A 14,381-nucleotide genomic window follows, 5' to 3' on the forward strand; every position below is an offset into this window, starting at 1 on the left:
TAGAATGCGTGTTTGTCACTTCAAAAATATTCAAAAAGAAGCGATTCATCACTCACCTAGTTCTAACGCACTTAGGAAGGTGTCTTCTCGCTCTTAAACGATAAAATAGGATCACGATTAGTTTCGCAGTAATAATAACCATCTTCGCTTTAAAGTTAAAGTATAGAACGAAGATTGGCTTTTTTTTGCATTCATTGCATTTATATAGATTGTTCCCAACGGATGAAACCGCTTCCCGAAACTGAAGTATGAGCTAGGAAATGTCCGCTATTCAATATATACTCAGAATAAGTTGCGCGACTTAATCGATTTTAAAAGGAGAAAGAAAGATGGATTATAAATTAATTGCAAAAGAGATCATAAACCTTTCGGGTGGATCAGATAACTTTAATCATGTCACTAATTGTATGACGCGTGTTCGGATTAATTATAAAGATTTATCTAAAGTCAATTTAGAAGAAATCAAGAATTTGACAGGCGTTCAAGGAATCAACCAAGCTGAATCGACACAGATTATTGTTGGACCAGGTAAAAGTGAAAAGATTCGGGCAGAACTTGAAAATATATTAAATATTAGTGTGGATACAGATAGTCCAACCGAAAAACAAGGTTTTTTGAAAACGCTGTCTAATATTTTCGTACCAGCCTTACCTGCCATTATTGCTTCAGGTGTATCAATGGGTGTGAATAACATTATTAAAGGAATGGCCGATGCGAAAGTTATCAATGATGGTATTCAAGCAACAGAAGTGTTATCGGCACAGCAAGTGGCACTTGATGGATGGAAAATTCTAGAATTTAGTACGTTTTTAAGTATTGTAGGAAACGCTACATTTGCATTCTTAGCTATTTATATTGGTATTACGGCAGCAAGAGTATTTAAAACGGATATGATTCTAGGTGGAATTCTTGGTGCGATTACGATTGCGGGAGAATTAAGTGTTTTAGGCCTTCAAAGTGGACAGGGCGGTCTATTTGGTGTTATATTCGGTGTCTTTTTATTAGCAAAAATTCAAAAGCTTCTAAGAAAATTTATTCCTGATATTTTAGATGTGGTACTCACCCCGACATTTACTATTTTAATTACAGGTGGCCTTTATTTAATAGCGATTATGCCTATAGCAGGTTTTCTATCCGATTTGTTAATTGATGGAATTATGTGGATCTTAGACGTTAGTGGTATTTTAGGTGGCTTTGTCTTATCCGCTGTATTTCCAAGTTTAATCGCTACAGGTCTTCACCATGGATTAGCGCCGATTCATATGGAATTACTTAACACAACAGGGACAACACCAATATTCACAGTTCAAGTAATGAGTAATGCTGGATTAGTTGGTGCGGGGTTAGCTATTTTACTCTTATCAAAAGATCCTAAGGTTAAAGAGATTGCAAAAGGTGCGATACCAACAACCTTCTTAGCTGTTGGTGAGCCGACGATGTATGGTGTTGTTATCCCCTCTGGCTTTGGATTTATTACGGCATCTATTGGTGCTGGTTTTGGTGGTATGATGATTCGTTTACTTGATGTTCAAGCATCAGCCATTGGTGCTGCGGGTATGTCAGCTTTACCGTTAATTGCTAATGGCGCTTATATAAATTATTTGTTAAGCTATGCCGTCGGTTTAATCGCCGCGTTTATTTTAACTTATGGTGTAGGTAAAGCAAAAAAATATCACTAGGATACAATAAAAAATCATTTGATTTTTCCTTAAGATAGATAAGGATTTGGACATAGTTATCGTTAATTAAACGGCTAGAATGGCCAGATAACCAAGTATGCGTTTGTAGAAGTATTGATGCAGAGGAAAGAAGATACATTAATGTAAAGAAATCTTTTAAACCGGCGGATTAAAGAGTAATAACTAAAACGGATGGATTTGGAAGGTGATTATTCTTGTTTGATCACACAAGATAAATGGTTTATAAGGACTTGATATAACCAAAAGAAGATGACTGCAAAAAGTGATCTTCTTTTGGACAATATGGTCATATGCCTTACCGACAGGGGTTGTTGACCATGTTATAGGAACGACTTGATCGGTTCATATCAAAGACACACTTTATCTATAAAAAAAGTGAGACAAGAGGCTTTATTAATTTAAGAAAGGATAATGAATATGCGCGTAATAAATATAATGTTTGATACTTTGAAGCGAAATTATTTAAATGCTTATGAAAAAAGTGACGTTCACACACCGAACTTTGATCGACTAGCAGAAAAGACCGTTCAATTTAATAACTTTTTCGCGGGAAGTTTGCCTTGCATGCCGGCGCGCCGAGATCTTCATACAGGGCGATATAATTTCCTGCACAGAGGATGGGGCCCTATTGAACCCTTTGATGATTCTACTCCGGAGATTCTGCGTCAAAATGGTATTTATACACACCTAGTTACGGATCATAAGCATTATTGGCGTGATGGAGGGGCAACATATCACCCAAGATATTCAACGTATGAATTGATTAGAGGACAAGAAGGCGATAGTTGGAAAGCAAGAGTAACAAAAAATTATCATATCGATGCCTATCATAAGATGGATGAGGAGGGAAAACAACGCAAAGTCACAAGCGTCAACCAAGACTTTGTTAATCGATCTTATATGCCAACTGAAAAAGAGCATACGATGGCGAGAACATTTGAAGCTGGCTTTGATTTTTTAGAAAACAATGTGACAGAAGATCAATGGTTTCTTCAAATTGAATCATTTGATCCACATGAACCTTTTTTTGTACCGGAAAAATACTTGAACATGTACGGCTTAACCCAAGACGATTTTGATGGTTGGCTCATTTATAGTCATGATGATTTTTCAGCCGAAAAAAGTGCGCTTGTTAAGAAGTTTTATCAAGCACTGATGACAATGTGTGATGCGTATCTCGGTAAAGTTATTGACTTTATGGATGAACATCATATGTGGGAAGACACTATGTTAATTGTGAATACCGATCATGGTCTTTTGTTAGGTGAACATGAGTGGTGGGGAAAAAATATTATGCCGATTTATAATGAAGTGGCGCATCTGCCATTCTTTATTTGGTACCCGCAGTTAGAAAAAAGTGGTGAAGAAGTTAATCAGCTTGCTCAAACGATTGATATTCCGGCTACCATTCTTGATTTCTTTGACATCGAGCTACCAGAAAATATGAAAGGAAAACCTTTAAGAAAAATAATAGAAGATGGTGAAGACATTCATGAGGCGGGTCTATTTGGTGTCTTTGGTGGCATATTGAATATAACGGATGCTGAATACGTCTATATGCGGGCACCTGTACCAGGTCAAGAGCATCAACTAAATGAATATACGCTTATGCCAACGCGAATTAACCGGCGCTTTATGGCTAGTGAATTAGATGACATGAGTCTAACAGATGCCTTTACATTTACAAAAGGCATCCATGTGTTAAAAGTACCGATGAAATCACCTATTGGAAAAGAGTTTCAGCGTTTTGGTCATAAACTATTTCATTATCAATCCGACCCTAAACAAGAACGCCCTATTTTAAATGCGACGATAGAATGGTCAATGATTCAAAAAATGAAGCAATTAATGATGGACAATGAAGCACCGGAATCACTGTATCGCTACTACGGGTTAGATCAACTTCATTCTGTTGAGGATGTTAGACAAGAGCAACAACGTAATATAAAGGTTGAACATATTGAATTAGATGGGATAACACTATTAAACCAGCAACTAAAAGAGGCTTATTTATCCGTTTATCGTAGTCTAGAAAATCAAAAAATATGCGAACAGTTTAGAGAAGACTTGTCACAAAAAGCGAATGAGCCAGTAACTAAAGAGGATATATCCTCTTGGATTAAACAGCATATTGAAGTGAAAAAACAAGCTTTTCTATTATATCAACTAGAAGTCGTTATGCGTGTTGATTAAATGAGCGAATGAGCGTTGATAGCTAAATAGAAGGAGGGGAGCCTATGCCACTACTAAAGAATAAACTGGCTGGGGTGATGATAAAAACAGTATCAGAAGCTTGTAATCTATCATGTGATTATTGTTACTATAGTCGCTGTCAGGGGAAACCAGGAAAAGTAAAAACGATTGATTTAACCATGCTTGAAAGATTCATTCAAGAATATTTTGATGTCAATCAAATGTACGCGCCATTTGTCTGGCAAGGAGGTGAACCTCTATTAGCTGGACTAGATTTTTTTGAGACGGTTGTAGAACTTCAACAAAAATATAAAAGAGAACGTCAAGTGGTTCAAAATATGATTCAAACAAATGGCACACTCATAACGAAACGGTGGGCCGAGTTTTTTAAACAGCATAATTTTCTAGTTGGAGTAAGTTTAGATGGTCCTAAGCATTTGCATGATAAACGTCGTGTCACTGCTAATGGTCAAGGTAGTTTCGATGCCGTCATGCGTGGTATTGAGGAATTAAAGGCAAGTGAGGTGCCTTTTAATATTTTAACTGTTTTACATGAAACGAATATCACTTCACCAAAGGACATGTACGCCTTTATTAAGGAACAAAATTTCACGCATGTTCAATTTCTTCCCTGTATGGACTTCATGTCACAACACCCTGATAACTTACCACGCTACCATATAAGTGATATGGAGTATGGTAAGTTTATGAGTGATATCTTTGATGAATGGTATAATGCTGGTCAACCTGAGGTCTCGATTCGCTTTTTTGAAAATACACTTGCTGCCCATATGAATCAAAAGCAAGAGTTTTGTCAACTGAATCAACATTGTCCTAAAATGCTAGTACTTGAGCAAAATGGCGAGGCGTATCCATGTGATTTTTACATTCATCCGGATTATAAATTAGGTCATATATCTGAAGATCGCTTAGAAGATATAATAAATCATCCGACGTGGGCACAATTTTCGACAATGAAAAAGAATTTACCAGATCAGTGTCAGAGCTGCGACTTTCTAACATACTGCCATGGTGGTTGTCCTCGAAATAGAGGAAGTCAACATTTACAAACAACAGATTATTTCTGTGAAGGGTATAAGCAAATTTTCCGACATAGTCATGAAAGACTAGAATTTTTAGCAGAACAGTTACGTAAAGGGGATTACCAACCAAGCATTTGAAAAAAGTTAAGGGGTTTATTATGGCTGTTTTATATTTTTTAGTCGCATTAGTCGCGACACTTCTAGGGTCACTTGCAGGTCTTGGTGGCGGGGTGATTATAAAACCTATTTTAGATTTACTAGGTGATTTTGATCTAGCAACCATTAGTATCTTATCATCGGTCACAGTTTTATCAATGGCCGTTGTTTCTATGTTTAAGTTTAAAAACAGCGGGTTATAGGTTTAATCGTCAATTAACAGTATTGATTGCTTCAGGTTCTATAATAGGGGGTGTGATGGGGCAATTATCTTTTAGGTATCTGATACATTTATTCCCGAATTTAGGAGAGATGCAATCACTTATGTTAGTGGTCGTGATGGGTATCATCTTCTTTATGTATAATTTTTCGCCGTCGATTAATAGACAGGGGCCAATAAGCAAGTTATTGATATTTACAATAGGGTTATTACTAGGGGCATTGTCTGCTTTTTTAGGTATCGGTGGTGGACCGTTAAATGTGGTGATCCTTCATTTATTGTTTTTTATGTCTCCTAGGGAAGCGAGTGCACACTCTGTATTAATCATATTATTTGCACAGATGGCTTCCGTGATTTCTCTTCTTGCAAGTGGTCAATTTATTATTGAAACGTATGACATTCTGATTATTATGGTTTTTGGTGGCATTTTAGGAGGTTGGATAGGAGCGAAATTATCGCCTCTTGTGTCGAATCAACGGATACGTTATATGTTTAATGTTACCATTATTTTGATTGCTCTTATAAATATTAATAATATTTTATGAGGAAGGTGTATTTCATAGCTCAATTAAAGCTCATTTCGAAGAAAAATATCTTAAGCGCATTTTGCGATTGTTTTAAGCCAAAATAAGTATAACAGAAACCTTGATTTCATGCGTGTTTCACCGTAGAATTTTACTTGGGCTCAATCAAGATCTATTTTTTTCGTCTCCCGCTGTTTGGGAGGCGATTTTTTTGTTTCATTGCCTCTTTTAATAGACATAGTAAATAGATGGAGGGAAAAACAATGACAAAGTATATTTTTGTAACAGGTGGCGTTGTATCATCAATTGGGAAAGGTATCGTCGCAGCATCACTTGGCCGCTTGCTTAAAAATCGGGGGCTTAGCGTAACGATTCAAAAGTTTGATCCATACATAAACGTTGACCCGGGTACGATGAGTCCTTATCAACACGGTGAAGTATTTGTCACTGATGACGGGGCAGAAACAGATTTAGACTTAGGTCACTATGAACGTTTTATTGATATTAATTTATCTAAGCTATCGAATATTACTACCGGAAGGGTTTACTCTAGTGTGATTAGAAAAGAACGTCGGGGTGATTATTTAGGTGGGACAGTCCAAGTCATCCCTCATATTACGAATGAAATAAAAGACCAAGTATTTAGAACAGGTAAACAAACGGGGGCCGATATTGTTATTACGGAAATCGGCGGGACTGTCGGTGATATTGAATCACTGCCATTTCTAGAAGCGATTCGTCAAATAAAGTCGGATGTCGGAAAAGACGATGTGTTATATATTCACACGACGCTTGTACCGTATATTAAAGCAGCTGGGGAATTAAAAACAAAGCCGACACAACACTCAGTAAAAGAACTGCGGTCATTAGGATTCAACCAGATGTGATTGTCCTTCGCTCAGAACGAGAAGTAACCGAAGATATGAAAGAAAAAATTGCGCTCTTTTGTGATATTAACGTCAAGAATGTGATAGAGTCACGGGATGCTAAAACGTTGTACCATATCCCACTCATGTTAAAAGACCAAGGATTAGATAAAATCACGTGTGAGCACTTTAAACTATCGACAGAAGAACCGAATATGACCGAATGGATTGAATTAGCGGAGCGTGTGGCTAATTTAACCGGAACGGTACGTATTGCTTTAGTCGGTAAATATGTAGAGTTACCAGATGCGTACTTATCGGTTGTGGAAGCATTAAAACATGCCGGTTATCCGAATGATGTCGATATCGAGATTGACTGGATTAATGCCGATACGGTCACGACAGACACGGTCGCCCAGATGCTAAAAACAGCGGATGGCATTCTTGTCCCAGGTGGTTTTGGTGACCGGGGAATTGAAGGGAAAATTGAAGCCATTCGTTACGCCCGTGAACAACAAATTCCGTTTCTCGGGATTTGTCTCGGCATGCAGCTGGCGACGGTTGAATATGCTCGTCATGTGTTAGGTTATTCAGATGCTCACTCGGCAGAGATTAACCCAACAACGACCCATCCAATGATTGATCTTTTACCAGAACAAAAAGATGTGGAAGACCTCGGTGGAACACTTAGGTTAGGACTTTACCCTTGTCAGTTACAGTCAGCGACAAAAGTCAGACAAGCTTACGGGGAAGATTTAATTTATGAGCGTCACCGTCACCGTTATGAGTTCAATAATACGTATAGAAGTGAGATGGAAAACGCAGGCTTCATCTTTTCTGGTACAAGTCCAGATGGACGTCTAGTCGAAACAATTGAACTAAAAGATCATCCATGGTTTGTCGCCTCACAGTTTCATCCGGAATTTAAATCACGGCCGACGCATGCTCATCCCTTATTTAAAGGTTTTATTGATCATGCGATTCGTTTTAAACAAACACACGAGTAAGACACCTTCACACGTGACAGTGTGAATCATGACACGAAAAGCTGATGATACAGACGATCATCAGCTTTTTTGTATTTTCCGAGAGAAAATGTGAATAATTTTAATGTTTTTTGAAAAAAATGAGAAAATAAGCAGGGAAATTGAAATTGGAAACGAATATTAAAGAAAGAGAAGACATACATGTATAGAAAGTACTTGCTTGTTTAAAAATTAGCTAAACGGAAAGGTGAGAATGATGTATGAAGAGGTTGTTAGTCGTCGATGATCAGGCTGGAATTAGAGGGATGTTGAAGATGTTATTTCAACATTTAGGGTATGACGTCATCCTTAAAGAGACGGGAAAGGAAGCGCTTTGTGTGTATGAAGAGGTGGATGTCATCATTACCGATTATTTACTGTCTGATATGACAGGTGTGGATATTGTTAAGGCGATAAGAGAAAAAAGTCAACGACCGATTGTCGTGATGAGCGGGTTGATTGATGAAGTGAAAAGTAAGTTAAGTGAGAGTGAACAGGTTTATTTCATTGAAAAACCGTTTAGTATTAAAGACATGGAAGCGGTCGTTAAAGAAGCGCTCACAGGCGACGTGGTGTTCAGTGGATAAAATAACGTAAGAAACAAAAAAATGTTCGGGAAATGGTATGAATTTATCGTCAATTTGATGAAATTTTAAAGAGTAAACGCTTACAACGGCAAGCTTTGTCTTGCACCTTTGGGCTTAAATTGGTATGCTTATAGTGTAACCAATCAAACGTTGTAATTGACTGGCTATACAAGCATGTTTAATTTGTGTTAGATATGCTTTATACTACATTTATTTCTTAACTATTTTAAGGAGGAACAATTCATGCCATTAGTATCAATGACAAAAATGTTGCAAGACGCAAACCGAGACGGGTACGCAGTAGGACAATTCAACATCAACAATCTTGAGTATATCCAAGCGATCCTTCAAGCAGCTGAAGATGAAAAATCTCCAGTTATCTTAGGTGTATCTGAAGGCGCAGGGAAATACATGGGTGGTTACGGTGTCGTAGTCGCTATGGTTAAAGCAGTAATGGAAGCACAAGGTACAACAGTACCAGTTGCGATTCACTTAGACCACGGTTCAAGCTTTGAACAATGTGCGAAAGCGATCCATGCTGGTTTCACATCAGTTATGATTGATGCTTCTCACGATCCATTTGATGAAAACATCGCGACAACATCAAAAGTTGTTGAATTAGCACACTTCCACGGCGTATCAGTTGAAGCTGAGCTTGGAACTGTTGGTGGACAAGAAGATGACGTTGTAGGTGATATCATCTATGCTGATCCTAAAGAGTGTAAAGAAATGGTTGAGCGTACAGGTATCGATACTTTAGCTCCAGCACTTGGTTCAGTACACGGTCCTTACAAAGGTGAGCCTAACTTAGGGTTCAAAGAAATGGAAGAAATTAACGCACTTGCGGGTGTTCCTTTAGTTCTTCATGGTGGTACTGGTATCCCAACTAAAGATATCCAAAAAGCGATTTCTTACGGAACTTCTAAGATTAACGTCAACACTGAAAACCAAATCCAACAAACGAAAAAGGTACGTGAAGTATTAGCGGCTAACCCTGATATGATCGACCCTCGTAAATACTTAGGACCATCTCGCGATGCAATCAAAGAAACTGTTATTGGTAAAATGCGTGAATTCGGTTCTTCAAACAAAGCATAATAGTTTGTATATCAAAAGCACTTATCCTTTTAGGGTGAGTGCTTTTTTGCATCTAAAAATGAGTCAGCATCACCCACGTATCGTTATCAAAAATTAAAGAGACCTCTCATAGTGTCTGGCTAGTCATGAAGCTGATGATATAGTAGACTTAACTTAAATAATGACCAGACGGTTACCGAAGTAAACGTCATTGGTAGGGGAGGAGCATGGACATGTTAGATTGTTTTGAGGTAGAAATCACTGGTATAAATCAACACCAACCGTTTTTCGAACAAATCAAACGGGACATCCTCGTGCGCTTAGACGATCCGGTCGATGCGCAAAAGTTAACAGAAGCCGTCATAGAACGGACGAAACAGATGGCGATGTCATCGATTGTATTAAGATACATCTTTAAAGAAACAATAGAGGAAGATCCAACAGCCACAATGACGGAGTATTATCTCCTCGTATTCAAAGACGATGCGATTCATTGCCAAGTCAACACAGAGGGTGTTTATCAGACGACCCATGTCTTAGATGATGATGAGTTAGGTGATTTTTTAAAAGGTCTGTTTGATAAACTCTACGACGCCTTCTAAGTCGTTAAGGTGTGCATGCAATACTTAATCAATAGAAATGAGGCGAGCTTATGTGTACAGTTATCACATGGAAAAGTCACGGCACCTACTTTGGCCGTAATATGGATTTGGATTATCATTTCGGGGAAACCATTGTCGTTGTACCAAGACAGTTTCCACTTGATTTTCATTATGAACCACGTGTAACAACACACCATGCTTTGATTGGTATGGCGAGTATTGTCGATGGAACGCCGCTGTTTAGTGAGGCGATGAATGAATATGGTCTGGCGATGGCGGGACTTAACTTTCCGTCGCAAGTATTTGGCGAAGTAGATGACAATCACATTAATATCACACCATATGAAATCATTCCGTATATTTTAGGGAGATCAACATCTGTACGTGAAGCAAAGACTTATCTTCAGTCGATTCAGTTCATTTCGACGCCCTTTAAAGAAGGATTGCCTGTTCAACCGTTGCATTTCATCTTAAGTGATGAACATGAATCTGTGGTGATTGAATCCACCACGCGTGGGTTAGAGATATATGAAGACACCTTAGGTGTCTTAACGAATCAACCGACATTTGATTTTCATATGACAAACCTGAACCACTATCTCCATCTTAGTCCAAAACAACCAGTGAACACTTTTGATGATGCGCTCGCACTTACACCGTTTGGTCAAGGTGCGGGATCAATCGGCTTACCTGGTGACTCCTCACCGACCTCGCGTTTTGTTCAAGCCGCTTTTTTAAAAGCGCATGCGAAACAAGAACAAGAGGAATCAAAAGCCGTCACCCAGCTGTTTCATATGTTAGACCGTATTAAAATGGTCAAAGGGACAGTCATTCTTCCGAATGACCGATTAGATTTAACGACATATAGTACCGTTATGGCACTTGATACAGGCATGTATTATTACAAAACGTATAATAATAGCCAAATTTCGGCCGTCAGCCTCGATCAAGAAGACCTAGACCAAGATCAGCTCATTCATTATGACTTGATCCAGCAACAACACATTCACTATGTGAACAAGCGCGAACAATCTGATTGATGACCCTTTCATTCAGCCTAAACAGCACCCACACTTTTTTAAATGGGTGCTGTTTATATTGGTTTGACAAAAAGTAGCTAGATTAAGAGAGTGTTCAATGAGGAAGATCAGTCATAGTTTTTTTAAAAAAAATAAGTACCTTGCTTAAACAAAATATTAAAAAGTCATGAGAAAAGCCATATTTACTAGCAACTTCCCCTGTTTATTTGTATAATGGAAATGTCATGGATTTTTCTGTGTCGTATGAAAAAAACATAACCGTAAAAACTAATAAATAATGAGACAATAAACAACTAGATAATTGAACTTAAAGGGGAATATACAGATGGAAAAATTATTTGTTGAAGGTGGGAAGAAACTAAAAGGTCGCGTGCATATCGGTGGGGCAAAAAATAGTGCAGTTGCACTCCTTCCAGCAACGATTCTTGCGGATTCTGAAGTCACAATCGAAGGATTACCGAATATTTCAGATGTCGATACATTAAGCGCCTTACTTGAAGATATTGGCGGTGTGGTAACAAAGAAAGACCATGCCGTCACGATTGATCCAAGTAACATGATTTCTATGCCGTTACCGAATGGAAAAGTAAAAACATTGCGTGCGTCTTACTATTTTATGGGTGCGATGCTCGGTCGGTTCAAAAAAGCCGTTGTTGGTCTACCTGGTGGCTGTCATTTAGGTCCGCGTCCGATTGACCAACATATTAAAGGCTTTGAAGCCCTTGGTGCTGAAGTGACGAATGAACAAGGAGCGATTTATTTACGTGCCGATGAGCTGAAAGGTGCGCGAATTTATTTAGACGTTGTTAGTGTAGGAGCAACGATCAATATTATGCTTGCGGCTGTGCGCGCAAAAGGTAAAACCGTGATTGAAAATGCCGCAAAAGAACCGGAAATTATTGATGTTGCGACATTATTAACGAGTATGGGGGCTAAAATTAAAGGGGCCGGTACCGATGTGATTCGGATTGAAGGTGTTGACCAACTCTCTGGTTGTGTCCATACCATTATCCCGGACCGCATTGAAGCAGGCACGTATACGATTATGGCTGCTGCTCAAGGAGAAGAAGTGTATATCGATAACGTTATTCCACAGCACTTAGAGCCTCTTATTGCGAAATTACGTGAAATGGGTATTGATATTACCGAAGATGAAGAATCACTTATTATCAGACCGAAACAAAAACTGTCGGCGGTCGATATTAAAACACTCGTTCACCCAGGCTTCCCGACAGACTTGCAACAACCTTTTACAGCCTTACTCACTAAAGCAGAAGGAACGGCAATTGTCACGGATACCATCTATTCTGCCCGATTTAAGCATATTGATGAATTGCGCCGAATGAATGCTAAAATCAAAGTAGAAGGCGCGTCAGCGATTGTTCAAGGACCTGTTGTCTTACAAGGTGCGAAAGTACGAGCGACGGATTTACGCGCAGGTGCCGCGCTTGTCGTGGCTGGGTTAATTGCGGATGGCGTGACAGAGATTACTGGCTTAGAACATATTGATCGTGGCTATGAGAACCTGATTGAAAAGCTCGAATCATTAGGGGCGAAAATCTGGCGCGAGAAAATGTCTAAAGAAGAAATGTATACCTATCAAGAAAATTAATAAAAAGTTTCATAAGTAAGACGTCCGTCTTTAGGGCGTTTTACTTATTGACTCTTTACAAACGTCTGATGATTCTCTACAATATAAACAAAAAGAGATAGCTTCGCTATGTATCAACTGAAAAACAACCTCTTTTATCATTACTCTTCCAGTTTTAACATTCATTCAACCGTCGTTAAAATGAACATCCCATATTGTGTCATCAATAGATAACGCATACATACAGTCTTGTTATTGAGCGGAAGTGGCATACTAGGACGTTTTGTCAGTGTGACGTTAGCGATCATGAACATATATGAGAGGTAAGATGACCAATCAAAGTTCATGTGTGATTCCATACATGTAAAAAAATAAGTAGAATAGGTGATGATCAATGTGTCTGAAGTAACGATTTCAGCATTAGAAACCATGACACTGAAAGATTTGTATGCGCATGCGCGCGAGTTTAAAGTGTCTTACTATGCAAAATTAACGAAACGCGAATTAATCTTTGCGATTTTAAAAGCCCAAGCAGAAAAAAGTGGCTTTTTATTTATGGACGGTGTGTTAGAAATTATTCCATCGGAAGGGTTTGGCTTCTTACGTCCAATTAACTATTCCCCAAGCGCAGAAGATATTTATATTTCCGCCTCCCAAATCCGTCGCTTTGATTTACGTAATGGCGATAAAGTCTCTGGTAAAGTCCGTCCACCTAAAGAAAATGAACGATACTATGGTCTCCTTCATGTCGATGCGGTCAACGGTGAGGACCCGGAGATGGCGAAAGAACGGGTACACTTCCCAGCTTTAACGCCACTCTATCCAGATCGCCTCATGCATTTAGAACTTGAACCGGAACAATTATCTACCCGAATTATGGACGTGGCGACACCGGTTGGTTTCGGCCAACGTGGTCTCATCGTGGCCCCGCCTAAAGCGGGTAAAACCGTCTTGCTAAAAGAGATTGCCAACAGTATCTCGTCAAACCACCCTGACGTGAAACTGATCGTCTTACTGATTGATGAACGCCCAGAAGAAGTAACAGATATTGAACGTTCCGTTGCCCCTGGTGTGGATGTTGTGGCGTCGACGTTTGATGAAGTACCAGAAAATCATATTAAAGTATCAGAACTTGTCTTAGAACGTGCGATGCGTCTCGTGGAACATAAAAAAGATGTGGTCATCTTAATGGATAGTATTACCCGTCTTGCCCGGGCGTATAACTTAGTGATTCCTCCTAGTGGACGAACGCTCTCAGGTGGGATTGACCCAGCTGCTTTTCACCGTCCGAAGCGATTCTTTGGGGCGGCGCGAAATATTGAAGACGGCGGTAGCTTAACGATTCTTGCGACAGCGCTTGTTGAGACAGGTTCACGTATGGATGATGTGATCTATGAAGAATTTAAAGGAACGGGCAATATGGAACTTCATCTTGATCGTAACTTGCGCAGCGCCGAATTTTCCCTGCGATTGACTTGGCGCGCTCAAGCACACGTAAAGAAGAATTATTGCTGAAAGAAGACCAGTTAGAAGCGATGTGGATGATCAGAAAAGCGATTCAAGATTCACCTGATTTCGTTGAACGGTTTATTCGTCGCTTTAAACAGACGAAAAATAATGAAGAACTGTATCAAAGCATCTTTGAAGAACTAAAACGTAAAAACAAAAACTAAACTTTTTTGTTGTTTATATTGCATTGCCTCGATGAGGCTGTTATAATCTTAACGTATGAAAAAATGCCGTTTGGAGCACGTTGG

10 protein-coding genes and 2 pseudogenes are annotated in these 14,381 nt (G+C 39.0%); all 12 read left to right on the forward strand.

The features are described from left to right. The first annotated feature begins 329 nt into the window (after window positions 1-329). The 12 genes and pseudogenes from JCM19043_RS04310 to rho all read left to right on the forward strand — a co-directional run bounded on the left by JCM19043_RS04310 (window position 330) and on the right by rho (window position 14,297). Window positions 330-1,679, forward strand: a complete 1,350-nt coding sequence (locus JCM19043_RS04310) for a PTS transporter subunit EIIC (protein ID WP_062320306.1) — start codon at window positions 330-332, stop codon at window positions 1,677-1,679. A gap of 456 nt (window positions 1,680-2,135) precedes the next feature. Then, window positions 2,136-3,893 carry a sulfatase gene (locus tag JCM19043_RS04315; RefSeq protein WP_255349937.1) on the forward strand — a complete coding sequence of 586 codons (1,758 nt, stop codon included), beginning with the start codon at window positions 2,136-2,138 and terminating at the stop codon, window positions 3,891-3,893. 44 nt (window positions 3,894-3,937) lie between these two features. Then, window positions 3,938-5,074, forward strand: a complete 1,137-nt coding sequence (locus JCM19043_RS04320; protein WP_062320311.1) for an anaerobic sulfatase maturase — start codon at window positions 3,938-3,940, stop codon at window positions 5,072-5,074. Between the two features lie 20 nt (window positions 5,075-5,094). Then, complete coding sequence (locus JCM19043_RS04325; protein WP_062320313.1) at window positions 5,095-5,295, forward strand: hypothetical protein; 201 nt, start codon at window positions 5,095-5,097, stop codon at window positions 5,293-5,295. After that, on the forward strand, window positions 5,258-5,857 hold the full coding sequence (locus JCM19043_RS04330) for a sulfite exporter TauE/SafE family protein (protein ID WP_082394408.1): 600 nt from the start codon (window positions 5,258-5,260) through the stop codon (window positions 5,855-5,857). Before JCM19043_RS04325 ends, JCM19043_RS04330 begins: the two co-directional genes overlap by 38 nt. A 242-nt stretch (window positions 5,858-6,099) precedes the next feature. Next, window positions 6,100-7,709, forward strand: a pseudogene (locus tag JCM19043_RS04335) (CTP synthase). Between the two features lie 239 nt (window positions 7,710-7,948). After that, window positions 7,949-8,314, forward strand: coding sequence for a response regulator (locus JCM19043_RS04340; RefSeq protein WP_062320316.1), 366 nt, complete (start codon window positions 7,949-7,951; stop codon window positions 8,312-8,314). Window positions 8,315-8,557: 243 nt separating this feature from the next. Beyond that, complete coding sequence (locus JCM19043_RS04345; RefSeq protein WP_062320319.1) at window positions 8,558-9,412, forward strand: class II fructose-bisphosphate aldolase; 855 nt, start codon at window positions 8,558-8,560, stop codon at window positions 9,410-9,412. A gap of 212 nt (window positions 9,413-9,624) precedes the next feature. Then, window positions 9,625-9,993, forward strand: a complete 369-nt coding sequence (locus JCM19043_RS04350; RefSeq protein WP_062320321.1) for a hypothetical protein — start codon at window positions 9,625-9,627, stop codon at window positions 9,991-9,993. Window positions 9,994-10,043: 50 nt separating this feature from the next. After that, window positions 10,044-11,033 (forward strand): choloylglycine hydrolase, encoded by a 990-nt coding sequence (gene bsh, locus JCM19043_RS04355; protein WP_062320323.1) that lies wholly within the window; start codon window positions 10,044-10,046, stop codon window positions 11,031-11,033. Window positions 11,034-11,358: 325 nt separating this feature from the next. After that, window positions 11,359-12,645 (forward strand): UDP-N-acetylglucosamine 1-carboxyvinyltransferase, encoded by a 1,287-nt coding sequence (locus JCM19043_RS04360; protein ID WP_062320325.1) that lies wholly within the window; start codon window positions 11,359-11,361, stop codon window positions 12,643-12,645. A 375-nt stretch (window positions 12,646-13,020) separates the two neighbouring features. After that, a pseudogene (rho, locus tag JCM19043_RS04365) lies at window positions 13,021-14,297 on the forward strand (transcription termination factor Rho). Window positions 14,298-14,381: the final 84 nt, after the last annotated feature.

The organism is Halolactibacillus sp. JCM 19043, from assembly GCF_001310395.1.
Classification (GTDB): Bacteria; Bacillota; Bacilli; order Bacillales; family Amphibacillaceae; genus Halolactibacillus; species Halolactibacillus miurensis.

Excerpts from the sequence above, each read along its gene's own strand:
- bsh (WP_062320323.1), top strand. The coding sequence starts at position 10,044 with ATGTGTACAGTTATCACATGGAAAAGTCACGGCACCTACTTTGGCCGT.
- JCM19043_RS04325 (WP_062320313.1), top strand. The coding sequence starts at position 5,095 with ATGGCTGTTTTATATTTTTTAGTCGCATTAGTCGCGACACTTCTAGGG.
- JCM19043_RS04310 (WP_062320306.1), top strand. The coding sequence starts at position 330 with ATGGATTATAAATTAATTGCAAAAGAGATCATAAACCTTTCGGGTGGA.
- JCM19043_RS04345 (WP_062320319.1), top strand. The coding sequence starts at position 8,558 with ATGCCATTAGTATCAATGACAAAAATGTTGCAAGACGCAAACCGAGAC.
- JCM19043_RS04360 (WP_062320325.1), top strand. The coding sequence starts at position 11,359 with ATGGAAAAATTATTTGTTGAAGGTGGGAAGAAACTAAAAGGTCGCGTG.
- JCM19043_RS04350 (WP_062320321.1), top strand. The coding sequence starts at position 9,625 with ATGTTAGATTGTTTTGAGGTAGAAATCACTGGTATAAATCAACACCAA.
- JCM19043_RS04320 (WP_062320311.1), top strand. The coding sequence starts at position 3,938 with ATGCCACTACTAAAGAATAAACTGGCTGGGGTGATGATAAAAACAGTA.
- JCM19043_RS04340 (WP_062320316.1), top strand. The coding sequence starts at position 7,949 with ATGAAGAGGTTGTTAGTCGTCGATGATCAGGCTGGAATTAGAGGGATG.
- JCM19043_RS04315 (WP_255349937.1), top strand. The coding sequence starts at position 2,136 with ATGTTTGATACTTTGAAGCGAAATTATTTAAATGCTTATGAAAAAAGT.